This is a genomic window from Neobacillus niacini (assembly GCF_031457145.1).
In the GTDB taxonomy this organism is placed as follows: Bacteria; Bacillota; Bacilli; order Bacillales; family Cytobacillaceae; genus Neobacillus; species Neobacillus niacini_J.
This window is the reverse complement of the sequence record NZ_JAVDVZ010000010.1, coordinates 165,379-188,361: the sequence shown is the minus strand read 5'-3', so window position 1 is coordinate 188,361 and position 22,983 is coordinate 165,379. Positions and strand designations below refer to the sequence as shown.

At 38.4% G+C, this 22,983-nt stretch carries 21 protein-coding genes, 1 tRNA gene and 1 other annotated feature (1 of these 23 only partly in view); of the genes, 3 read left to right on the top strand and 19 right to left on the bottom strand.

Annotated elements, in window-relative coordinates:
• The first annotated feature begins 638 nt into the window (after positions 1-638).
• Positions 639-1,337 carry an MgtC/SapB family protein gene (locus tag J2Y03_RS21000; RefSeq protein WP_132096136.1) on the top strand — a complete coding sequence of 233 codons (699 nt, stop codon included), beginning with the start codon at positions 639-641 and terminating at the stop codon, positions 1,335-1,337.
• Between the two features lie 76 nt (positions 1,338-1,413).
• Positions 1,414-1,486, top strand: a tRNA-Ala gene (locus tag J2Y03_RS20995).
• A gap of 39 nt (positions 1,487-1,525) precedes the next feature.
• Here the strand turns inward: J2Y03_RS20995 and J2Y03_RS20990 are convergent.
• The 6 genes from J2Y03_RS20990 to J2Y03_RS20965 all read right to left on the bottom strand — a co-directional run bounded on the left by J2Y03_RS20990 (position 1,526) and on the right by J2Y03_RS20965 (position 6,069).
• A complete protein-coding gene (locus J2Y03_RS20990) occupies positions 1,526-2,887 on the bottom strand; it encodes a DEAD/DEAH box helicase (RefSeq protein ID WP_310197781.1) in 1,362 nt (453 codons plus the stop codon).
• Positions 2,888-3,025: 138 nt separating this feature from the next.
• Complete coding sequence (locus J2Y03_RS20985; protein WP_310197778.1) at positions 3,026-3,478, bottom strand: OsmC family protein; 453 nt, start codon at positions 3,476-3,478, stop codon at positions 3,026-3,028.
• Positions 3,479-3,500: 22 nt separating this feature from the next.
• The gene (locus J2Y03_RS20980; protein ID WP_310197775.1) at positions 3,501-4,670 is read right to left on the bottom strand and encodes a cobalamin-independent methionine synthase II family protein; all 1,170 of its coding nucleotides are present in this window, start codon (positions 4,668-4,670) and stop codon (positions 3,501-3,503) included.
• A gap of 15 nt (positions 4,671-4,685) precedes the next feature.
• Positions 4,686-5,399 carry a sulfurtransferase TusA family protein gene (locus J2Y03_RS20975; RefSeq protein ID WP_132096128.1) on the bottom strand — a complete coding sequence of 238 codons (714 nt, stop codon included), beginning with the start codon at positions 5,397-5,399 and terminating at the stop codon, positions 4,686-4,688.
• 15 nt (positions 5,400-5,414) lie between these two features.
• Complete coding sequence (locus J2Y03_RS20970; protein ID WP_310197773.1) at positions 5,415-5,777, bottom strand: DsrE family protein; 363 nt, start codon at positions 5,775-5,777, stop codon at positions 5,415-5,417.
• 52 nt (positions 5,778-5,829) lie between these two features.
• A complete protein-coding gene (locus J2Y03_RS20965; protein ID WP_132096124.1) occupies positions 5,830-6,069 on the bottom strand; it encodes a sulfurtransferase TusA family protein in 240 nt (79 codons plus the stop codon).
• A 168-nt stretch (positions 6,070-6,237) separates the two neighbouring features.
• On the opposite strand from J2Y03_RS20965, the gene J2Y03_RS20960 reads away from it, so the two are divergent.
• Entirely contained in the window at positions 6,238-7,122 is an 885-nt protein-coding gene (locus J2Y03_RS20960) for a selenium metabolism-associated LysR family transcriptional regulator (RefSeq protein ID WP_310197769.1), read from the top strand.
• Between the two features lie 26 nt (positions 7,123-7,148).
• Here the strand turns inward: J2Y03_RS20960 and J2Y03_RS20955 are convergent, their stop codons facing one another.
• The 13 genes from J2Y03_RS20955 to J2Y03_RS20895 all read right to left on the bottom strand — a co-directional run bounded on the left by J2Y03_RS20955 (position 7,149) and on the right by J2Y03_RS20895 (position 22,568).
• Positions 7,149-8,648, bottom strand: coding sequence for an acyl-CoA synthetase (locus tag J2Y03_RS20955; protein WP_310197766.1), 1,500 nt, complete (start codon positions 8,646-8,648; stop codon positions 7,149-7,151).
• Positions 8,649-8,771: 123 nt separating this feature from the next.
• Positions 8,772-9,674, bottom strand: coding sequence for an intracellular short-chain-length polyhydroxyalkanoate depolymerase (phaZ, locus tag J2Y03_RS20950; RefSeq protein WP_310197764.1), 903 nt, complete (start codon positions 9,672-9,674; stop codon positions 8,772-8,774).
• Positions 9,675-10,688 carry a 3-oxoacyl-ACP synthase gene (locus J2Y03_RS20945; protein WP_310197761.1) on the bottom strand — a complete coding sequence of 338 codons (1,014 nt, stop codon included), beginning with the start codon at positions 10,686-10,688 and terminating at the stop codon, positions 9,675-9,677.
• An 18-nt stretch (positions 10,689-10,706) separates the two neighbouring features.
• Positions 10,707-10,886, bottom strand: coding sequence for a hypothetical protein (locus J2Y03_RS20940; protein ID WP_310197759.1), 180 nt, complete (start codon positions 10,884-10,886; stop codon positions 10,707-10,709).
• A gap of 13 nt (positions 10,887-10,899) precedes the next feature.
• Positions 10,900-11,895 (bottom strand): branched-chain amino acid ABC transporter permease, encoded by a 996-nt coding sequence (locus J2Y03_RS20935; protein WP_310197756.1) that lies wholly within the window; start codon positions 11,893-11,895, stop codon positions 10,900-10,902.
• Positions 11,896-11,899: 4 nt separating this feature from the next.
• Positions 11,900-12,760: a branched-chain amino acid ABC transporter permease gene (locus tag J2Y03_RS20930; protein WP_132096110.1), complete on the bottom strand. Its 861-nt coding sequence runs from the start codon at positions 12,758-12,760 to the stop codon at positions 11,900-11,902.
• An 18-nt stretch (positions 12,761-12,778) separates the two neighbouring features.
• Positions 12,779-13,486 (bottom strand): ABC transporter ATP-binding protein, encoded by a 708-nt coding sequence (locus J2Y03_RS20925; RefSeq protein WP_310197752.1) that lies wholly within the window; start codon positions 13,484-13,486, stop codon positions 12,779-12,781.
• Positions 13,464-14,237: an ABC transporter ATP-binding protein gene (locus J2Y03_RS20920; protein ID WP_310197749.1), complete on the bottom strand. Its 774-nt coding sequence runs from the start codon at positions 14,235-14,237 to the stop codon at positions 13,464-13,466. The genes J2Y03_RS20925 and J2Y03_RS20920 overlap by 23 nt, the downstream gene beginning before the upstream one ends.
• A gap of 344 nt (positions 14,238-14,581) precedes the next feature.
• Entirely contained in the window at positions 14,582-15,763 is a 1,182-nt protein-coding gene (locus J2Y03_RS20915) for a substrate-binding domain-containing protein (RefSeq protein ID WP_132096144.1), read from the bottom strand.
• 164 nt (positions 15,764-15,927) lie between these two features.
• Positions 15,928-19,173, bottom strand: coding sequence for a BTAD domain-containing putative transcriptional regulator (locus J2Y03_RS20910; protein WP_310197746.1), 3,246 nt, complete (start codon positions 19,171-19,173; stop codon positions 15,928-15,930).
• Between the two features lie 127 nt (positions 19,174-19,300).
• A complete protein-coding gene (gene thrB / locus J2Y03_RS20905) occupies positions 19,301-20,218 on the bottom strand; it encodes a homoserine kinase (protein ID WP_310197743.1) in 918 nt (305 codons plus the stop codon).
• Positions 20,215-21,276: a threonine synthase gene (gene thrC / locus J2Y03_RS20900; protein WP_310197741.1), complete on the bottom strand. Its 1,062-nt coding sequence runs from the start codon at positions 21,274-21,276 to the stop codon at positions 20,215-20,217. Before thrC ends, thrB begins: the two co-directional genes overlap by 4 nt.
• Positions 21,273-22,568 carry a homoserine dehydrogenase gene (locus J2Y03_RS20895; RefSeq protein ID WP_310197739.1) on the bottom strand — a complete coding sequence of 432 codons (1,296 nt, stop codon included), beginning with the start codon at positions 22,566-22,568 and terminating at the stop codon, positions 21,273-21,275. The genes thrC and J2Y03_RS20895 overlap by 4 nt, the downstream gene beginning before the upstream one ends.
• A gap of 261 nt (positions 22,569-22,829) precedes the next feature.
• Positions 22,830-22,983 (top strand) — a binding site (T-box leader) (it continues 56 nt past the right edge of the window).

Here is a 22,983-nt window from a genome sequence, read left to right as displayed (position 1 = left end):
GTATTAGGCACGCCGCCAGCGTTCGTCCTGAGCCAGGATCAAACTCTCCAAGAAAGTTGATATAGCTCAATTTGTTACGTTGGCTTAGCTTTTTAGAAAAGCTAAAAAATTGTTTGTTGACGTTCTTGTTTGTTTAGTTTTCAAAGAACAATTATCATTCGCAGAAGAGCCTGTCTAACATAGAAGCTCAAAAGCGACCTCTTTAATTTAACACATTCCATTTCGTGATGTCAACAACTTTTTGAAATTCTTTTTTTCGTTGATGACTCTTTCGAAGAGGACGTGATTTAATATACCATGTCCGAAAAATGTTTGCAATATAATTTTTAAAGTTTTTTTAAATTCATTTCATTCTATAGATTTAGTCACACTATTTGAATGAGAGAATAAACAGTATTCAACTTCCAAAGGATAAATCAAACAGAGTGATGGACTCATAAAAACACCCACTGAAGTATATGTAACTATAGAAGGCTTATTAATAAATAAAAGCCCTAACTAATTGGATTTCCATAAAATAGTTTTCATTACTCATCTACTCTACATATATTTCTTTATTCAGCATTGCAGGGATATCGTATAATAAGAAAAGTCTAGTTTATCAAATATCATCTAAAAAAATAATGGACGTGAACCCCATGGAGAATATTGATTACGATATATTAATAAAGCTAGGAGTCTCAGCGATTTTCGGACTCATCATTGGACTTGAGCGCGAATTAAAAAGAAAGCCTGTTGGACTTAAAACAAGTCTTGTCATATCTGTAGTAAGTTGTCTGCTTACCATTGTATCAATAGAATCTGCTTATATGTTCCCTGATTCCGATAATGTTAAAATCACCATGGACCCTCTTCGTCTTGCAGCCCAAATTGTTTCAGGAATCGGTTTTTTAGGGGCAGGTGTAATTCTTAGAAGGGGAAATGATAGTATCTCTGGATTAACAACAGCGGCAATGATTTGGGGAGCAGCTGGCATAGGAATTGCTGTTGGAGCAGGTTTTTTTATCGAAGCACTCGTTGGTGTTATTTTACTAATTATTAGCGTGGAATTAGTACCTTTTGTGATGAAATTCATCGGGCCAAAGCAATTACGGGAAAAAGAAATTAGTCTCCAATTATTTATCAGAGATAAAATCCAAATTGATAAGGTCATTTCCTTTATTATGGATAAAAAGTATATTATTCGCAGGATTCGTATAAAGGATTTAGATAATGGGGACCATCTCGTTCAAATATTGGTTGCGGTGGATTACCGGGAGAAGACAACCGAGGTATATGATTTAGTTTCAAATTTAGATGGAGTCCATAAGGTTGAAATTGAAAGTATGGGATCTTAGCTTTTTTCAAAAAAAATATAAAAATACTCTTGCAAGTATGGTACGAGACATATATAATTTTTCTTGTACCACATTCGGGGGCTTAGCTCAGCTGGGAGAGCGCTTGCATGGCATGCAAGAGGTCGTCGGTTCGATCCCGATAGTCTCCATAATAATAGAACCCTTGCCTAGCAAGGGTTCTTTCTATGTCATCTTTTATTTTTTTCTTGTCCGGTCTTCATCCCGCGTTTTACTCCAGAAGCTTTATTCTTACGTTCTCCTTTTAATGAACTTCCCTGTTGTGAAGCCACATTAGGTTTCCTTGAAGTAGATTTCCTATTTCCGTCCTCTTTTACTTCCTTTTTAACAGCAGAACTACGGCTGTTATTCCTATTAAAATTATTTTTCTTTACCGGTCTCTTCGTCGAAGCTGGTTTATTCTCTTGTTTGACTTCGCTATTGCCTACGTTTTGTTTTTGAATCGTAATAGAAAGTTCTTTTTCAATCATATCGAGCGTTGGGCGATCATCAGAGGAGTAAAAGGTGATGGCCAAGCCTTTTGTTCCAGCTCTTCCTGTTCTTCCAATCCGGTGGACAAAGCTCTCCGCATCTTGCGGAATGTCATAATTAAATACATGTGTCACACCTTCAACATCAAGACCTCTAGCTGCAACATCTGTTGCGATTAATAATTGAATTTCCCCATCTCTGAAGCGTTTCATCACTTGCTCTCTTTTTGATTGTGATAAATCTCCATGCAGCTCATCACACAAAAACTTATGAGATTTTAGAACCTCATACAATTTAGAAACTCTGCGTTTGGTTCTACAAAAGATAACGGCCATATATGGTCTATGTGTTTCAACTAATTGGATCAAGGTGGCCTGCTTAGCCCGATCTATCGTATGAATGGCAACTAATTTAACATTTTCAGCAGGTCCCTGTGTTTTTTCAACTTGGATATATTCAGGTTTACGCATATGTTTATTGGCTAAGATTCTTATTCCCTCTGGCATCGTTGCAGAAAAAAGCATCGTTTGACGAGTCTTAGGAGTTTCCTTAATTATATCTTCAACTTCATTCAGAAAGCCTATGTGAAGCATTTGATCTGCCTCATCAAGAACAAGGTATGAGACTTCTGATAACTGAACTGTCCCTCTTCTAATATGATCTAACAGTCTTCCTGGTGTCCCTACCACAATCTGAACATTTTTCTTTAGCTTCTTTAATTGTTTCTCAACATCCTGGCCCCCATAAACAGCAAGTACATCTACTTCGTCTATATCCTTCGTCAACTTTTCAAATTCATCTGTAATTTGTAGCGCCAATTCTCTAGTTGGAGTGACGATGAGAGCTTGAACATGTTTCGCTTGTTTATCTATTTTTTCTAAAATTGGTAGTATAAAGGCGAACGTCTTACCTGTTCCTGTTTGTGCTTGTGCAATAACATCTTTTCCATTCATTACAAATGGTATCGATTGTTCTTGAATTGGCGTTGGTTTCGCTACACCATAACTCTTTAATTTATTTACGATTGACTCCGAAATACCTAATTTAATAAAATCCTGCAAAAAAATCCCTACCTTCTCTATCCCATACAAAAAATTTAGTCTTATTAATATTGAGTGTTTAACATCAAAATAGCAAATATTCTTTTTTCATAACAAAAAAGATCCTATCAAATTAAGATAAGATCTTTTAAAGAGGTATTAAACTGTAGCCTTAGCCTTTACCCAATGATTTTCAATTGGAATTCCAGCGTCCTTTATGGTCCTAAAAACAGGGCAGCGCTGATCTACTGCTTGTTGTAATTCAAGAATACGTTCCTCTGTTTCAGAGGTTTCTAAAAACGCTTTCACCGCGACCTGCTGAAAGTATGGCTTTACACTTATGTCTCCCATTAATCCTGCTAAGTCTAAACTACCATCAACCTCAAAAGAAATACCTTGAAGGTCAAACTTCATTTCATTAGATATAAGTTGTGCCATTACATTTTCACAGGCAATCAGTGATGATAAAAATGCAGATAATGGATCAATTGCTGAATCCTTACCGCCAAATGACACCGGCTCATCGATTGCGATTGTATGTTTTCCTGCCACCGCATCGGTACGCATGCCATTTCCTTTTCCTTCTACCTTATAGCTCATTATTTGTCCCATCCTAGAACCTTCTTTCACAAGTTTATACTAAAATCGTTTCCCTCAATCTTTTCGCTGCTTGAGACATTGCTTTTAATTTTTCAAAAGCAATTTCATCACTATTCATTGGCCGTTGCGCAAATGTTCCAAATCCACAGTCTGGATTTAAAAAGATTTTCTCATCTGATACGTATTTTCTTACTTCCTGAACACGCTCTATGATTTCTTCAACTGTTTCAACTGCCTCTGTTCGTGGATTGACTATTCCAAATCCGATTTCTTTTCCTCCAAAATCTCGAATCGCGTCAATCTCCCCAGCACGAGGTGTAGCATATTCAAGAATAAGCTGGTCAACATTCACTTTAGAAAAATAGGGGACCAATGGAAAATATGGACCTTTTAACAAGACTTCCTCTTGAGTGCTCCAATTGCCACGACAAACATGGACTCCAATCCTTGTCCCTTTGCCAAGCATTCCATCAGTAACTTGATTCATTAGGTCCAAGGCAAACGCAATTTCTTCTTCAGCATCAGCCTTTGCTGTCAATGCTCCGCACATAAAAGTCCTATTTGCATTTTTTTGAGTAAAGACCAGCTCAGTCAAAACCGGTTCGTCAAATTGCACGAATTCAACGCCAGCTGCGATCAAGTCTTCCATTTCTTCTCGTAAAACTTTTATGATATCAATTGCCAAATCCTCTTTTGTCGGATAGGCATCCTTGGATAATCCCTCGACATACATGGACCTTGTTAATAGATAGGGACCAGGCAGCGCAACTTTAACAGCTTTGTCTGTATGTTTTTTTAGAAATATGTAGTCATTTAGTGTTAATGGTTTTTTACGGCTAATTTTTCCAGTGGCTGCTGGATTTGACATTGAAAAAGCAGGAACATCTAATGTTCCGAGAATCTCCTCAAAACTAGCTTTATCTTCAACATAATCTAAAAGTTCAGATACCGTTAGCATTCGGACATTGTTTAAGTGATCGGCAACAAAGGAAATAAAGTTATCCCGTCGTTGTTCTCCATCAGAGACAATATCAATTCCCGCATCTTCTTGCCATTTTAAGCACTGTAAGACAGCCTGATCTGCAATAGATTCGAACTCTTCCTCATTCATTCTACCAGCTCGTTTATCTCGCATTGCCCGTTTTACCTCATTAGTTCTTGGCCAGCTGCCAATAACAGTGGTAGGGAATTTAGGTAGCTTCACGTTTTTTCCTCCCTGTCAAAATACTATCGAAAGTTTTATGTCAATCATAATAAGTTGATTAAGCGTTTGATAGACAGGGGACCGGACAAGCGTGTTGTTCCATAATTCCTCCAATACATGTTCTGATTCAGGTGACGATACATAAAATGTCCCAACAATTCGCTTGATTTTCGGACTTCCTTCTTCCTCTAACGCCATATGAAATAAGACGTTTTCTAAACCGCCTTTTAATGAGAGTTCCACATTATCAATCTCGATATTTTTTCGTGAAGCTTGCGCCTTGTAGCCCACAGTCAAACAGGACGCAAGCGAGGCGAGCAAATAATCGATGGCGCTTGGTGCATTAACCTTTGGACTAAAATCAGCCGGCTGACCTGCGATAAATGTATGGTTTCGTGAATGGATTTTTACTGTTAAATCCTTTTCTCCCCGTGCACGTACACTCCATTCATATCCCTTTGCTGCTTGTAAATCCATCTCTAGTTCCGCTTGATTTGACCCTTTTCTGATAAAATAGCGCATGGTATTATCACCGGGTTCTGAACCAAGAAATTCATGCTCGACCATTCTACACCAGGCAGGAAGATCTTCCACAACACTTCTCTCCCTGCTGCGCACTTCAAGAATTTGACCATTTAGAAGGGGGTCCATTGACTTTTTAATAATCAATAGTAAACCCGAACCACAATCTAAATCACCGCCATCACAGATTGCATTTGCTTTATGCATGTTCGTCACCTGCGCTTAATAGGTAATCGAGGCTGCACCGAGGCTTAGAAACTCTACTAACTTAGCTCCACCAACTATGGTTGCACCTTCAACAAGGTTTTCTTCATCCAATTCTCTTTTCTTGTAACAAGGGCTGCAAACCCAAAGAGTGCCGCCTGCTTCAACAAAGTTATCCATTAATTGTTTTAATGGGGCAAATCCTGCCTCGTGAATATCATCGGCATATCCTTTTGATGCTAAATAAGCACCTTCAACATTTAAGAAAACAACCGTTTCCTGACCTGATGCTACCGCTGCATTTGCTACAACAAAGCCAACTGTTGCTTTGTCAGGATTGTTCTTTGCATTGGTTAAACTAACTAAAAATTTTCCAGCCATTTTATATTCCTCCGTAAATTCATTTTTCATTGATTTTATGTAAAAGACTATATCAGCCTTTTTCAATATAGTAATAACTGATTTTCCCAAAATCCTTACGATCAAGCAGGGTATGCTTTTGCATTCTACACCAAGCAGGCAGATCCTCTCTGGCACCCGGGTCATAGGATATTACTTCGATAATCTGCCCGCTATTCAACTTTTTCATAGTTAAGAATAGGTTCATAATCAACTCACCACACCCTGTTGGCCCCGCGTCATAGATATGATCTGGTATATATTGGAGTGACATTTATACAGCTCCCATCAAATAATAATGTTTTCATAGGATTTATTTCAAAAACTGTTCAAACATCGAATCAATTCTATTATAAAAAAATGTTATGATTAGATAAATTCAATTTATCTATTTCATCTATCAATATAAATCGATTACGTGAATATAAAGGAGGGAGATTCAATGGATTTACATCAATTATTTGTGTTTACGAAGGTAGTTGAACATAAAAGCTTCTCTAAAGCCGCGGATGACATTTTTTTAAGTCAATCGACGGTTAGCTCGCATATTCAGGCATTAGAAAGAACGTTAAATGTAAATCTTTTTGATCGAGTGGGCAGAGAGAATATTCTCACCCCCGCGGGAGAACGTTTGTATCAATGGGCGTTAAAGCTTTTATTGTTAAAGGACCAGGCAATGCTGGACTTAAAGGAGGGTGCCACCGAGCTTAAGGGAATGATTCGTATCGCAGCTAGTTCTGTACCTGGGCAATTTATGATTCCAAAAATGGTCAAGCTATTTAGAGAGCAACTTCCGAAAGCAACTTTTCATATAAACCAATCATCCTCAAAAAATGTTGCTGAAAAGGTTCTTAACGGCTTAGTAGATTTCGGTATATTAGGTGAAAAGTATGAAAACGATAAGTTATGCTATATTCCATTACTTAAAGAAAATTTAGTCCTTATTACATCACAGCACTCGGATATTGTTGGCCCTGTTAATATTCTAGATATCATTAAGTACCCTTTTATCATGAGACACTCTGATTCAGGAACGAATTCTCTTATTGAAAAATTCCTGAAAAAAAATCACATTTCCAAAGACCAATTGAATATTGTTGCTTACACAGAAAGCAGTCAAAGTTTAATTCAGTTTGTTCTTCAAGAGATTGGGATTGCCATTATTTCGGAGATGGCAGCAAAAGAATATTATGATAGAAGTTTATTGAAGGTCCATGAGATCAATGGGTTTAATGATGAAAGATATTTCTATTTGGTTTATAACAAAAACAAAACGCAATCCATTTTATCAAAATTATTTATTGAAAGTGCACACGAACTCATATGAAAAGGAGAACCAATGATAGTTCTCCTTTACGTATGAATGCTTATTTCTTTTAATTTCTTTTTATCAATTTTTCCAACAACTGTTTTCGGAAGTTCCTTTAAACAAATAAACCTTTTCGGTATTTTGTATCTTCCTAGTTTTTTTTCACAATACTCGCTTAATTCCTCAGCTTCTATCGTATAAAAATGTTTAGGAACGATGAAAGCCGCAACGAGTTCACCCCATTTTTCATCTGGAAGTCCGATTACTGCTACTTCATCGACCATAGGGTGTGCAGCCAGCCAATGTTCAATCTCCAGGGGATAGACATTTTCACCACCCGTGATGATCATATCTTTCTTTCTGCCAACTATATAATAAAAGCCATCTTCATCCATCTTCGCCAAGTCACCGGTGTGAACCCAGCCCCCCTTTTTCGTTTCCATAGTTGCAAGCTCATTATTCCAATAATGTGAAAAGGAGTGCTTTCCTTTTATTAAAAGTTCTCCAACCTCATTCTCCTTTGCATCTTGACCATCTTCCTTTGCTAGTTTAATAGCATTAAATAGCATTGGTTTCCCAACTGAACCGTGTTTCACTTGTGCGTCCTCGTGATGAATGAAGAAATTATTTGGCCCAGCTTCCGTTAGTCCATACCCTTCTTTAAAAGCTAACCCCTTTTTCTGAAAGGCATCATATACCTGTAATGGACAAGGTGCTGCACCAGATAAAAATATTTTCATAGATGGAAATTCACTCTCTTGAAATTCATCACTTTGAATGAGCGAATGGTACATGGTTGGTACCAGGAGAATAATGGTGCACTTGTATCGATTAATGGAATTCACCACTTTTTGACCCGTATACTGATCACCAATAACAACGGTGCCGCCAATCATTAATAGTGGCAGCGATAAAGCATTTAACCCTCCTGTGTGGAACATCGGCATATAGTTAATCGTTACATCATCCTCAGATAAGTTCCAGCTGAGAATGGTATTAATGGCATTCCATTGAATAGATTGATGACTTAATACAACACCTTTGGGTTTCCCGGTAGTTCCCCCTGTATAAATCATCGCTAATGGGTCATGCTCTGATAATACTTGTGAATGCTTATATTCTATAGGTGTATTCACAATCTCCTCGTATTCTAATCCTCCAACCATAAAAGATTTAGATATGGTCTGTTCCAAGGGAGTATACATGTTCTGGAACTGCTGATGAATTCCTATTAATAAAGGGGTGCAATCCTGCAGAATTTCGTTTAATTCATGTACAGACAACCGCCAATTTAGCGGGACAACTATCGCACCAATTTTCCCACAGGCAAAAAGTAAATCAAAATAACTGATATCATTTGGCGACAAAAGAGCAACCCGATCACCTTTATTCACGCCTTGGGCTTTTAACCAACTTGCTACTGAGGACGAACGTTTATTTATTTCTCGATAAGTCCATGATTTATTTGTATCTTCATCAATTATTGCCTTCTTATTTGGCGATAACCTTGCTCTATTTTCCAGCCAATCGAGCTCCCACCTCACCGTACGATCTCTCCTTCACAACTAGATGAGAACATCTTACTGAAACTTAGTTACAGTATAGTTACATAAGAGAGGACAGAAAAAACGACCTTTAAGGCCGTTCAACATCATTATTCCTCTATCTCATTTATACACCTCCGTATTTAAAAAATCGGTCACCTCTTTTAGGAAATGTGGTAAGTCATCAACTAGCGGTGAATGACCGCAATCCTTCAACTCCACAAATTTAGCTTTTGCCCCTAAATCCTCAACCAGTTCTTTCGTCATATCAGCAGTGACAACGAAATCACGGTCTCCTCTTAAAACTAGAACAGGTACATTAATTTGATCTACCAGTCCATTTCCTTCTACAAGGCCATTATGGTGATGGCTAATATTAAAGGTATTATTAGAATGATGTACCTCGGCTAAATTACGCTGCGTTCTCATATCCTGTACATACTCATCATACAACTCTTGCGCCGGCTGATTTTTTGTATAAATGACTGCATTCCAAATTAATTTTAGTAATTCTACATTATTTGTATCGTAGGCGGTTTGAACAGGGATAGTTCGAATTAAATCTTGTTTAATATCTTCATAGCGTGAAAATCTTCGAGGAATTTCGTTCTCACTTAATTTCCCATCAAAAGGATAGCCCCTAGTTGATTCTGATGCTAATAAAATCAGCTTATTGCAATACCCAGGATAATCAGCAGTAAATTGCATAGCAACCGCACCCCCTGTTGACCAGCCAATCATGGCAAAGTCCCGCAAGCCAATTTCATCTACAAAGAGCTTCACATCATCTGAAAAATCTTTTATGGATGTAATAAGTTTATGGTAACTTGACTTCCCAAATCCCCGTAAATCCATCGCATATAACTTATACTCCTCAGCCATACTGTTTAAGACAAGATCCCAATGCTTAGAAGACGTCATGTTGCCATGGATTAATAGTACCTTTTTTTCTCCGCCTTCTCGCTCACGATAGGCGATTGTTTCCCCATTTGCTAGTTGAACTTCTTTCAAAGTTACACTCACCATTTAGTTCACCTTCCCCCATTTAATTGCGGTCGCCCCCCAGGCATAACCAATCCCAGCACTTACAAAAACGACAAGATCTCCTTCTTTTACCTTCCCTTCCTTAAGGGCAAGCTCTAACGATAAAATTTGATCAATTTGACCGATATGACCATAGTCCTCCAAGTAAATCGATTGCTGTTCGGACAATCCTAATTCTTTTAATACATAATCATGTGCAGACTTTTTCATGTGGAGCATGGCTAAATAAGAAATATCTTCTTCTTTGTAACCACTTTTTCTTACTGATTCCCGAACAACTTTTAAAAAATTTGCCATCGACTTTTGTTCCAGCCGTCTCTTCATTCCTTCTGGATCCAAGACATCGAGCATATTTAAACGCTGTTCTATTGCCTCTTTCGTAATTGGATTTTTTGTACCTCCGGCAACGACAACTACATCCTCTGAAAAAGAACCATCGGTTAGCAGCTCCGTTTCTAACAGGACATTTTCGTTATGTCCTTTTTTCAACAGTATAGCCCCGCCGCCTGCACCCAAGTTATACATGAAGCGTGTTCTTGGGTTCTGATAATCAATTAAATCTACATTCCGGTAACCTCCTGCAAGCAAAACAGTTTGGATCGAGGAATCAGCAATCATCAGGCTTTTGGCTACTTTTAGCGCCATAACAGTCGTCCCGCATCGTAAGGCAACATCGAATGCCCATGCATTCAACGCACCAACAGCTTCCTGTAGTTTAATGCCAGCAGTCCAAAGCGGATATTCCTTATGCTCTTCGCCAATATAAATAACGACATCAATCTCCAATGGGTTAATCCCAGCTTTATCAATCGCCCGTTTTGCTGCAATAATTCCCATTGCGCACGTATGGTCATTCGGCCCTGGAACATATTTCTTCTTTATTCCCATTTTTTCTTCGACAACATGGGATGGGATACCTGCCATTTCTGCTATATCTTGACCAGTCAAAAATTCCTTTGGGAGGTAAACTCCTGTACTTACAATACCAATCTGCAAAACTTTCACCACCCTATTCTAGGAGTCTTCTACCATTGACTTCATAAAAGCGGTCGCTTCTTCAATAGACTCGAATAATGTTTCCTTCTCTTCTTGAACATGGGTAACCTTAATTCTCCATTGTTTTTTACCTGTTCCATTTTCCACTGCGGCAAGTTGGAATCGAACGACGAAGGAAGCAATTTGTAACGGATCCATTCATGCCTCTCCCCTATCCTGCTATATTTTCTTTTTTCTTTGCAGTATGCTTTACTCGCTTCCATGTGAATTTCTTCAGTGTCCCCACAATACCTAGTGGGAAGAAAATGACAACCAAAATATAAATAATACCAAAGAAAATAATCCAGCGTTCAAATATCCAATGTTCCTTTGCCAGCTCGGTTAACCCATCATGAGCAAATTCAATTAATCCTGCACCAATAATCGCACCAACTAAGGTACCTACTCCGCCGATGATTGTCATCAATAAGGCGTCTAAAGTAATATCCATCGCAAATACACTTGTATTGACATATCGAAGTGACATTGCATAAAAGATTCCTGCGATCCCAGCTAATACACCTGAAACAACACTTGCTGCTATTTTATAATGTAATACTTGATAACCTAATGACTCTGTTCGTTGCTCGTTTTCTCGGACTGCCTGCAGAACTCTTCCAAGCGGGGAGTTGGTAAATCGTTTTAATATCATAAACACAGCAATCATTGACAGTAAACAAATGATGTAAAAATTAGTCCGGTCGATAAATAATTCTGGCACTCGAAAGGTAAATCCATCATTTCCGAACGTTAATGTCCGCCATTTTTCTGCTAATACTAAAAATAATCCCGCCAATGCCATGGTTAACATTGCATAAAAGTGACTTTTCAACCGTAGGGTAAGCAAACCAACAATAAAACTAACGATTGCAGTAATCAAAATGGTTGCCAGTACTGCATAAATGAAATGAAGCATGGTAGGTTCAAAACGCTTCATGAATATCCCAATTGAGTAGGCACCGATACCAAAAAACATCGCATGACCAAAAGAGACAATTCCGGTAAAGCCTAATAATAAATCGTAGCTCATGGCTAGAATGGCAAACACAAAAATTTGAGTCAACAGTATCAACATATTTCTAGATTCATAAACAAAGGGCAAGATTACCAAGAAGACAGCTATTATCATATAAATAGTGTTCAGTCTATTATTTACAATCCACTTCATACTCTCACCCCTTCCCTCCAAATAGTCCTTGCGGTTTTACAATTAAGACAACTGCCATTAAAAGCATATTCACTGCCAATGATAGTTCCGGTACGTAATAAGCCATAAACGAGCCGGATAGACCAACTAATATCGCAGCCATAACCGACCCAGTGAAATTCCCCATTCCACCAATGACTACAACGATAAATGCTAATATTGCAAATTCCATCCCCATTCCGGCATGAATGACACCAGAATATGGCCCGAATAGTACCCCTCCTAGTGCTGCCATACCCGAACCAATCATAAAAACAAACATAAATACCTTCTTAATATTAATTCCTAATGCCTGGACCATTTCCTTATTCATAACTCCAGCCCGGACTACCAAACCTATTTTGGTTTTTTTGAGCAAAAACTGCACGCCCGCAAATACCAGTAATCCTACCACGATAATAAATACTCGATATTTAATGATAATCATATTTCCAATTTCCCAGCTTCCACTCAAATATTCTGGGGTGTTAGCTGTTAATTGATTAGGTCCCCAAATAACTTTTAGCATTTCTGATAAAACCAACATTAAGCCGAGGGTAATTAAAATCTGTTGAACATGGTTGCCATACACTGGTTTGATAATCCACTTCTCAGTAATAATCCCCAGTAAAAACCCTGTAACAATGGCACCAATAATACCGATTAAAAAGCTGCCAGTAGTGGTATAAATCCATGTGCCACTGTAGGCACCCCAAGCAAACAATCCACCATGGGCAAAGTTAAGTACATCCATTAAACCAAAAATAAGCGTCAATCCTGCTGCTAATAGGAAGATCAGCATGCCTGTTGCCAATCCATTTAAAGTTAAATTGAATAATAGCTCCATTCAAACTTTCCTCCTTATCTAGGCAATCCCCAAATACTTTCGTTTCATTTCCTCATCTTCTTTTAACTGTTTCATTAACCCATTGCTAACTGTTCTTCCATCATCAATAATGTAAAAACAATCACCAATTGTACTAGCCATATAAAAGTTTTGTTCTACCAAGACAATGGTTGTTTGTTCCTTCATTTGCATAATAGATTCCATCACTTTCTCCACGACAATTGGTGCTAAGCCTTTACTAGGTTCATCAATTAGTAGAAGTTCATTTTCATTCACATAGGCCCTGGCAATGGAAAGCATTTGTTTTTGACCACCGCTCAATAATCCACCGGGTTTTTTCCAGAACTTTTTTAGGTCAGGAAACAAATTCAATATATATTCAAGTCGATGATTGGTTTCTTCATTTTCTTTTTGAATCGCTACTTTCATATTTTCTTCGACTGTCAATCCTGCAAATATACCTTGATCTTCCGGGACATACCCAATTCCCTTTTTAGCAATGGTGTACGTAGGCAGGGCTTGAATTTGCTCCCCTTTATAGATCACACTTCCCTTTGAGGCGGGATTTAGACCCATGATGGTCCGTAATGTTGTTGTTTTTCCCGCACCATTTCTTCCAAGTAGAACCGTGACTTCCCCCTTTTTTACCTCAAGGGAAACACCTTGTAAGATATGATATTGTCCAATATGCGTCTCAATATGATTAAGCTTCAGCAGCTCGTTCATCGCTGACACCTCCTAAATAGGCTGACTGGACCGTTTCATTTTTCATAATCTCCTCAGGTGTTCCATCCGCCAATAGCCTGCCATTAAATAGCACCATTACAGAATCTGATAAATCTAAAATCATATCCATCTTGTGCTCAATTAAAATGATTGTTCGGTTCCCTTGTTCCTTAATTCTTTTGATGACTTCTAAAATAGCAGGCACATCTTCTAAAGACATACCAGCAGTCGGCTCATCTAATAAAAGAACCTCAGTCTCAAGAGCTAGGAGCATCGCCATTTCTAGCTTTCTCTTTTCCCCATGTGCCAAATTGCTTGCCAAGGAGTCCACCTTATCGTCTAACAGCACAAGATGTAACCACTCTAGCGCCTTTTGTTCAAATTCACGATATTTCTTATAATGAAAAAACATCTGGTAGCGCACTCCAGCTTTTGACTGTACTGCGAGCCTGACATTTTCCAGGACTGTTAAATTAGGAAAAACATTGGTAATTTGAAAAGAGCGTCCAATCCCTTCTCTCGTTCGCTTTGTCGAAGAAAGTGTCGTGATATCCTTTCCGCGAAAATAAATTTTCCCTTCCGAAGGCGCTAGTTGACCGCTTAGTAGATTAAAGAATGTTGTTTTTCCTGCTCCATTTGGTCCAATAATCGATTTGAAGTGTTTTTCAGGCACCGAGATGCTGACACAGTCAACGGCAGTATGACCTCCAAAGGTAATCGATAAATTATCTGTTTCAATTAAGGTTGTCACGCTTTCACCACCAATCTAGTAGATAGAAATAAGGAAGAGGGTGACCATAATAGACAGGTCAAACCCTCATATTTTTTAGTCCGTGATTTAAACTGGTCTGTTGATTTCCGCTCCACTAAGGAAAGCTTCTTTGAATAATCACCGCAAGGAAAGGCGGTCTTTGCCTGTCCCGAGGCACTTCGCTTTCCGCAGGCGTTGCGGGAAGCCTCCTCGGCGCTATAGCGCCTGCGGGGTCTCCCCAGCTCCGTACTCCTGCAGGAGTCTTCGTGCCTTCCGCTCCAATCAACAGAGTGCAAAAATTATAGATCAGCTTTTGACACTGCTATTTTCTCAAGAACACCATATTAATTACGAACCGGAGGTGCTGTTTCTTCTGGAGTCAATTCTCTGATGAGCACCGGTACTGGGTATGGCACGCCATCTTTCTTTTCTAGCTTAATTGCATATAAAGCTTGAAGAGCCTGGTGGTCTTCAGGACGATAAGTCATCTTGCCTTTTGGTGTCTCAAAGCTCATTCCTTCCATTGTTTCAATTAATTTGTCTGCATCGGCATCGCCTTCAGTCTTCTTCAATGCTTCTACAATGGAAATCGCTGCACTCATACCACCTGGTGTGAATAAATCAGGAACATCACCATTAAATCGCTTCTTATGTTCCGTTACTAACCAATCGTTAATTTTATTTTTAGGAAGGTCGTGATAATAAACAGTAAAGCCTTCCATGCCAACAAGCGGCTCCATTGTACCTAAAGCTGCAATGTCAGGAGCACCTGTAGATATTTTGATTCCTTTGTCTTGAACCTTCATATCAGAAATTTGTTTCCAAGGAGAGTTGGCACCCGCCCATACTACAAATAAATAATCAGGCTTTGCGTCAATAATTTTTTGGATGTTAGATGTAAAGTCAGTTGCTGCCGGATCAGCATATTCTTCTAACACAATATCAGCACCGAGCTTAACCGCTGCTTCTTTAAAGGCTGCTACACCATCACGTCCAAAAGAATAATCTGGTGCAAGAGTGGCAATTTTCACATCTTTACCGGCAATCGCCGCTGCACCTGCTACTGCATCCTGTGAAGAATTACGTGCGGAACGGAAAATATACTTATTAAATTCAGAGCCTGTAATACTATCAGCGGCTGCTGGTTCAACAATCATGATCTTTTGATATTCCTCTGCCAGCGGCAAGACAGCTAAAGTATCTGCTGAACTTGAGGATCCCACCAAAAAGTCTACTTTATCTTCCTCTAATAGCTTTGTAGCTTTTTGAACAGCCACTTCTGGCTTCGTTTCGGTATCTTCTACAACAAACTCAATTTTTCTGCCAGCAACCTCCATTGTGCCTTCGGTTGCATAGTCAAGACCAAGTTCAAATCCTCTCAATGTTTGTTTACCATAGGATTCGAGTGCACCTGTAGTGGAGGCTAGAACACCAATTTTAATCGGTTCTTTATTCTCTGCTTTCTCACCGCTATCCTTGGTATCCCCTTCTGTTTTGTCTGAACTGCATGCTGCTGTAAAAATCATTAAAAAAATAAGAAATCCTACTAAAATCCCTTTTCTACGAAATGCCTTCACTTCTTTTCCCCCTTAATGATTTAAAATACAAAACTGCAAAGCGCCTGAGTTCATAATAGAAAAAAGGAGTTACAGATAAGTTACAAAAAATTCAATATAATCAAAAAACAGCCCTAAGGCTGCTCAATTTGATTACTATACGTTTCTGAATGTAGGATCAACTCATACATTTTTTTAGTTGGCTCCAGTGGGTAAACTCCCAACTCTTCTTCCAAGACCACCTTGCATTTTTGAAACCATTTCATCGCCTGTGGGCGGTTGTTTTTACGATAATAACAATACATTAATAACCGATAGGCTTCTTCCCAGGTCCGGTCACGCTGTAATATTTTTTCACACCAATGGATAGCATGATTATAATTTTCTTGGCGGACCATTAATTGAGCCATTTTTTCCGCCCCTCTTAGAAAATACACAAGCATGCTTTCCCGCTTACTAATGCACCAATCATCATAGCGGCGTTCAGGCAAGTATTCTCCCATATAAAGACTTAAACCTTTTTCTAAAAGATTTATCACTTTTTCATCGGAGGATTCGCTCAATCCATTTTGAACCCAGGATTGAAAAAGGGTGGTGTCTAGATCAATTACAGCATGAGGATTTAAACCATAGAACATCCCTTCACGAATAATAAAGAAGGGGGCTGCCCTCGCCTTCCGCAATGGTTCAAGTACATGATGCAGACTATTTAATGCAACTTTGAAATCACGGTCAGCGCTTTTTTTATCTTGATTAGGCCAAAGGATTTGAAGGATTTCATCCTTTGCAATCAATTCGTTATTGGTTATAAATAACTGAAACAATTCTTTTGCTTTCTCTCTTTGCCAATCCTTATCTCCTACTTCTTTTTCACCAAGCCAAATTTTAAATTGACCCAATGTTTGGACCCTAATTGAATAGCCCGGATGTGATTCCAATGTCGCTATTTTCATATCTTGAAGTATTTTGATAGAATAGGATTTTTGAATATTATCCTTTACACAATCTATTAACATTGGCACAATCATTTGTAAATCCCGCGGACTAAATAATGACACTTTATGAAAAAAGAATTCAAATTCATAGGTCTGAACCAGATATAAAAATTTATCCACTGACTCTTTAAATGAATCCTTTCTCTTTTCCAAAAAGTAAATATAGGATAACCAAAACCCGCTTAACATTTGTCCATAGGTATCCTCACATTGTGAAAATAATGCCTCTGTTTTTTTAAAGTAAAATAGCCCTTTTTCTAGTCTTTCATTATAAATACACGTAATCCCCATACATAGACTAATGAGAGCAGAAAGCCAAACATCATGTACTTTTTCAGTTTCCTGTAAGGCTTTTTTTCCAGCTTCCATTGCCCGCTCGTAATCCCCTCGAGTCCCATAAAGAATACAAAGACCCATTAAAGGCTCGGCTTTTCCCCTTTCTACATTAAGCGAACTCATAATGTCTAATGCAGTATGGTAGCACTGTTCAGCTAAATCCAAATCATATTTATTGAGAATTTGAACCGCATGGCCCATCCGAATCCAGCCGCAGGCCTCCACAAAAGGTGCTTTAAGGCTAATACCTTGCTGAATTCCTGCTTGTGCTAAATCTTTAGCCTCCAAACCCTCTCCGGTAAAAGCTTCTATTAAGGACAATAATAAATCTGTTTCTCTGTGTGCCTTCGGTAAAGCATAACCAGTTTTACTAGATAATTGTTCTTTTTGTTTGAGGAGAAACTTTTTTGCTTCTTCAAAACGACCTGTTCGCAAATACAATCTTGCCTCAATATTCCCTTCCAAAAATTCCGGACTGGATTCATTAACCTTTTGCAGCCATTTTTCTGCCTTTGAAGATTTTCCTGAATTCAAAAGATTCTCTGATAGCAAATAGTATAGTTTTGCCTTTTCCTGTTCTGAACCAATGCTTTTTTCTCGGGCTTCAATGGCTTCATATAATAATTCCTCAGCTTGATGAGGTTGGATGGTATCTAAATAAATCTTCGCTTTACCTTCCAATGCCTTACTCATACCGAGAAAATCATTCCTCTTTTTTGCCTCTATAAATGTCCTTTCATAGCAAGCTTCAGCTTCCTGATATTGGGAGTGATATCGATGGACCTCTGCTTTGATAAACCAAAGAAGGTAATAAGTATCTAACTCAGACCCAGGAATCAACATTAAATGATCAGACAAGCTTTTGAGCTTACCGCCTTCAAGCATATTCATTCCATTGTCTTGCAAGATAGAAGCAATTGCTTTAAAATGATTAATTTTTTTATAGTGATAAAGCGCCTCTTCCCACATCGATCTTCTTTCATAGAAGCGTGCACATTTCTCATGTAACACTGAGTAATTATAAGGGTTGTTTTTTGAGAAAGCGTTTTCTAAAAACTCTTTAAAAAGAGCATGATACCGATAATGTTTTACCCCAATCTTTTGAATGAATAAATTTTTTTCCTTCAATTGTTCTAACATGCTGGAAGCTCCATGAATCCCAATTACTTCATCACATAGTTCTTCCTCAATGACATCTAAGATTGAAGTTTGTTCCAAAAACTGTTGAATCATGGGAGGTTGTTTTGAAAATACTTCCATTACTAAGTAGTCAAACAAGTCTTGAAGTGAGTAAGAGGTCTCAACAAGTGTAGATAACTCTCCAGTTAGAGGAATTTGCTGGGCAATCATACAAAGTGCAATAATCCAGCCTTCGGTTAGTTGATAAATGGTTTGTAAATGTACAGGCTCAATTTCTAACCCGTATAGGTCTGATAGCAGCAATTCCATTTCATCAATGGTCAGTACTAGATCTTCTCGCGAGATTTCTAATAAATACCCATTCACTCTCATTTTCGTTAGGTGCTTCCATCCTGGACGGCTGCGACTTGAAATCACCAAATGTAAGTTAGAAGGAATATGCTGAAGTAATTTTTCAATCCAGCTATTAATGGTATAAGAATGTTCGATTTGATGGTAATCATCTAAAATCAACGTGATATCGGAGTTCAGTTCAAGAATTTCATTAATGAATAACGAGCACAAATAACTGATATCTTCTTCCCGAATGTACCGGTCCATGGTTTCAATATGCTTAGCAATTTCCTGTCCAAAATCAGGCAAAAATCCTCTTATTGAATGAATGATATAGGAAAGGAATGGAAGGATGTCATCATCATTTGACGAAATGGAATACCAGCAGCCAGAGATTTTTTCATCCCTCATAAATAAAGCCAATGCTGTACTTTTTCCAAATCCAGCTCCCGAATGAATAATGGTCAATGGGTACTCTGGAATTTTCTTCATTTTCCGAGTCAGCTTTGCACGTCTAATAAATTCATCTTTGACAACGGGAATCCGCAGCTTGGTTTGAATAATTGGAAGCTTCATTTATTGTCCTCCTTTCTCAATTTTCCCAATTTTAACACTATTTTATCATATAATAGACAATTATGGCAGGATAAGACTTTACATTAAAAGGTAAAAAAATAGGGCCGATGAACTCTCGGCCCTATTTCTATATGCATTTATTTAGGCTGTAGACATTACTGCCCTTATCATCGATGTTTAGTAATTTAATGGTCATATCGGGAAAAGCAGTTTCTAGTTCATACTCAAGAGCTTTACCTTTTCCTTTTTCACAAAAACATAAAACAGTCGGTCCTGCACCACTTAGAGCAACACCAAAAGCACCTCTTGCCTTTGCATAATTTTCAATATCATCGTAAAACGGGATTAGCTGTTTCCTATAGGGCTGGTGGAAAAGGTCACGTTCCATCATTTTCCCTGCCATTTCCCATTCTTGACTAAGAAGGGCTGCCACTAATACGTTTGCTGTTGAAGAGGCTTGAATGGCTTCCGAATAGGAAAAATCCGTTGGCAGTACACCTCTTGAATCCTTCGTCAATAAACTTTCTTGCGGAATTACAGCAACCGTTTCAAATGTATTAACTGACAGGGAAAGGATATTAACCTCACCTTGTTGATAACTTCCAATGACTAGACCACCGTATAAAGACGCCCCAACATTATCAGGATGACCCTCTATTTCAGTGGCCAGCAGCAACTTTTCTTCCTTTGTTAATCCCAATTCCCCGATACAATCAGCAAGTTCAATTCCTGCAATGATTGCAGAGGCACTAGAACCTAGTCCTCGTGCCAAAGGAATATCACTAGCTACATTAATGTTACAAGGTGTTAATACTCTGCCGTACTTAGCGGCAGTTTGAATCGCAATTTGACAAATAAAATGATTTTCATCTTGAGGAAAATCCTTTAAGTCTGGGGAAGTAGAGAGACATTTCCACTCATCACTCTTCTCAACCTCTAATTCCAAATATAAATCTAGTGCGACTCCCATGGAATCAAAACCCGGACCTAGATTTGCTGAACTTGCAGGTATTTTGATTACAAACTTTCCATCATTAAGGGTCATTGATGGACAACTCCCTTAATATGTTCTGTTACAGCTTTTTCATCATTAGGCAAATGCTTTATATTTACCTCGCTGACCTGTATTGCAGTATCAGGATCCTTTAAGCCGTTTCCAGTCAGCACTGCTACGATTTTTGTTCCTTTTTCAATTCTTCCTTTTTGCAAGGATTTATAAATACCTGCAATAGAAGCACAGGAAGCAGGTTCAGCAAAAATTCCTTCAGATGAAGCAACTTTCTTATATGCTGATACTATTTCTTCATCACTGACCTCATCAAAAAGACCATTTGATTCCTCAACAGCAGAAACAGCTAAATTCCAGCTTGCTGGATTTCCAATTCGAATTGCTGTGGCAATGGTTTCAGGGTTTTCAAATACACGGTTATGCACGAGTGCAGCTGCACCAGCGGCTTCAAAACCATACATACGTGGTAATCCAGTACCCTTATGCTGGGAATATTCTTTAAATCCCTTCCAGTAGGCACTGATGTTTCCAGCATTGCCAACAGGTATAGCTAAAATATCTGGAGCAAATCCCAATTGGTCACATACCTCAAAGGCTGCTGTTTTCTGCCCTTCTAAACGATAAGGATTAACAGAATTAACTAAGGCAATAGGTTCTTGTTCACTAATATTGCGAACCATTTTTAGTGCGTGGTCAAAATTCCCTTCAATAGAGATTATTTCCGCCCCATACATCATCGCCTGCGCCATCTTGCCCATTGCAATTTTTCCTTCTGGAATAACAATAATACAACGTAATCCTGCTCGTGCTGCATATGCAGCTGCCGCTGCAGAAGTATTTCCAGTTGAGGCACAGATGATTGTTTTACTTCCAGATTCTATGGCCTTCGCAACCGCCATAACCATTCCGCGGTCTTTGAAGGAACCCGTCGGATTGGCGCCTTCGAGTTTAACGTAAAGCTCAATATCCCACTCCTTTGAAAGCCTTTCTAGCTTTACTAAAGGGGTATTTCCTTCATTTAACGTTAACATAGGTGTTTCGTTAGTTACTGGTAAAAATTCTTTATATGCTTCAATCAATCCTGGCCATCTCATAATGATTTTCTCACCACTCTATATGCACTTTTTATTTCTTTCACCGCTGGCAGATCATTTAATTCATGTAGGATTGCATCATAATTTGTCAATGATGCTTGATGTGTAACCAAGACAATTTCTGATGTTTCATTTTTCTTAACTGGCAATTGTAATATTTTTTCGAAGCTGACACCATTCTTTGCAAAAATGGATGTGAGTTCAGCAAAAACCCCAACCTCATCCTGTACATGGATACGTAAAAAGTATTTAGAGTACTTTTCATTATCATCCTTTAAACGCTTAGGATATTGTGGTGTTACGGCACTGCGTCCATTTACGCCAAGTCGTAAATTTTTAATAACCCCAACTAAATCTGAAACAATAGCTGTTGCAGTCGGCAAACTTCCAGCACCTGGTCCGTAAAACATTGTTTCACCAACAGCTTCACCGTAGACATAAACCGCGTTATACTCATTTTGAACGGAAGCTAAAGGATGGTTGTCAGATAAGAATGTCGGCTGGACACTTACTTCTACTTTTTCCCCTTCGCGGTGTGCATATCCTAGCAATTTCATTGTATAGCCTAATTGTTTTCCATACCGTATATCTTCATCCGTAACAGAAGAAATTCCACATACTTTTACATCATCAAGCTCTATATGCATCGAAAAACCTAAAGTTGCTAAAATGGTCATTTTCCGGGCAGCATCTAAGCCCTCTACATCTGATGTCGGATCTGTTTCTGCAAATCCAAGTTCTTGTGCCTCTTTCAGGGCGTCTTCATAACTTGAGCCACTTTGACTCATTTTTGTTAAAATATAATTAGTAGTACCATTCACAATTCCCATCATTTGTGTAATTCGATCAGAGGCAAGTCCGTCAACTAATCCTCTTAAGATTGGAATACCACCGGCAACACTTGCTTCATAAAACATATCACAGCCATTCTCAGAAGCGACAGTTAATAATTCAGATCCATGAAGGGCCATTAAATCCTTGTTTGCAGTCACAACATGCTTGCCATGGCGGAGCGCACTAAGCAAATATTCCTTTGTTTCCTTGATCCCGCCCATCACTTCAATCACAACATCTATTTCGGGATCATTCAGGATATCAGATGGGGACGATGTTAACATAACGGGATCGATTTCAACCGGTCTTGTTTTATGCACATCTTGGACCAGAATTTTCTTTATAACAACAGGACAACCCACCTGATGCATTAATTTATCTTGATGATTTTTAATAATTTTTACAACACCTGAACCTACTGTTCCTAAACCGAGTAAGCCAATTTGGATTGCTTTCATAACCTATCCCTCCCGGACTGTCTACTACACGCGTACAATTGTATTTATATAGTAGACATTATATTATTCTCTCAATATAATTACAATAGACTAATTTTTTTAAAAATTCAATGTAATCGCTTAACATTGCGCCAATATTGAATTACTTTTTTATAAAATTTATTTAATCAAAAATTTCTAAAAATTATTCAATTTATCCCTTTACAATATTAAAGAATCCAAGGTAGAATATTCAATAAATTCAATGAAAATTTAATCGAAAATAATGTGATGATGAAGACGGTAGTAAGAAAATGCTTTAGAGAGCTGGTGGCTGCTGTGAACCAGTGCAATTTCTTACTTTTACCCAGCCCTTCTGAACTGGCAGACTGAAGTTTTAGTAGGAATGCCCGGGAAAACCCGTTAGCATACTGAG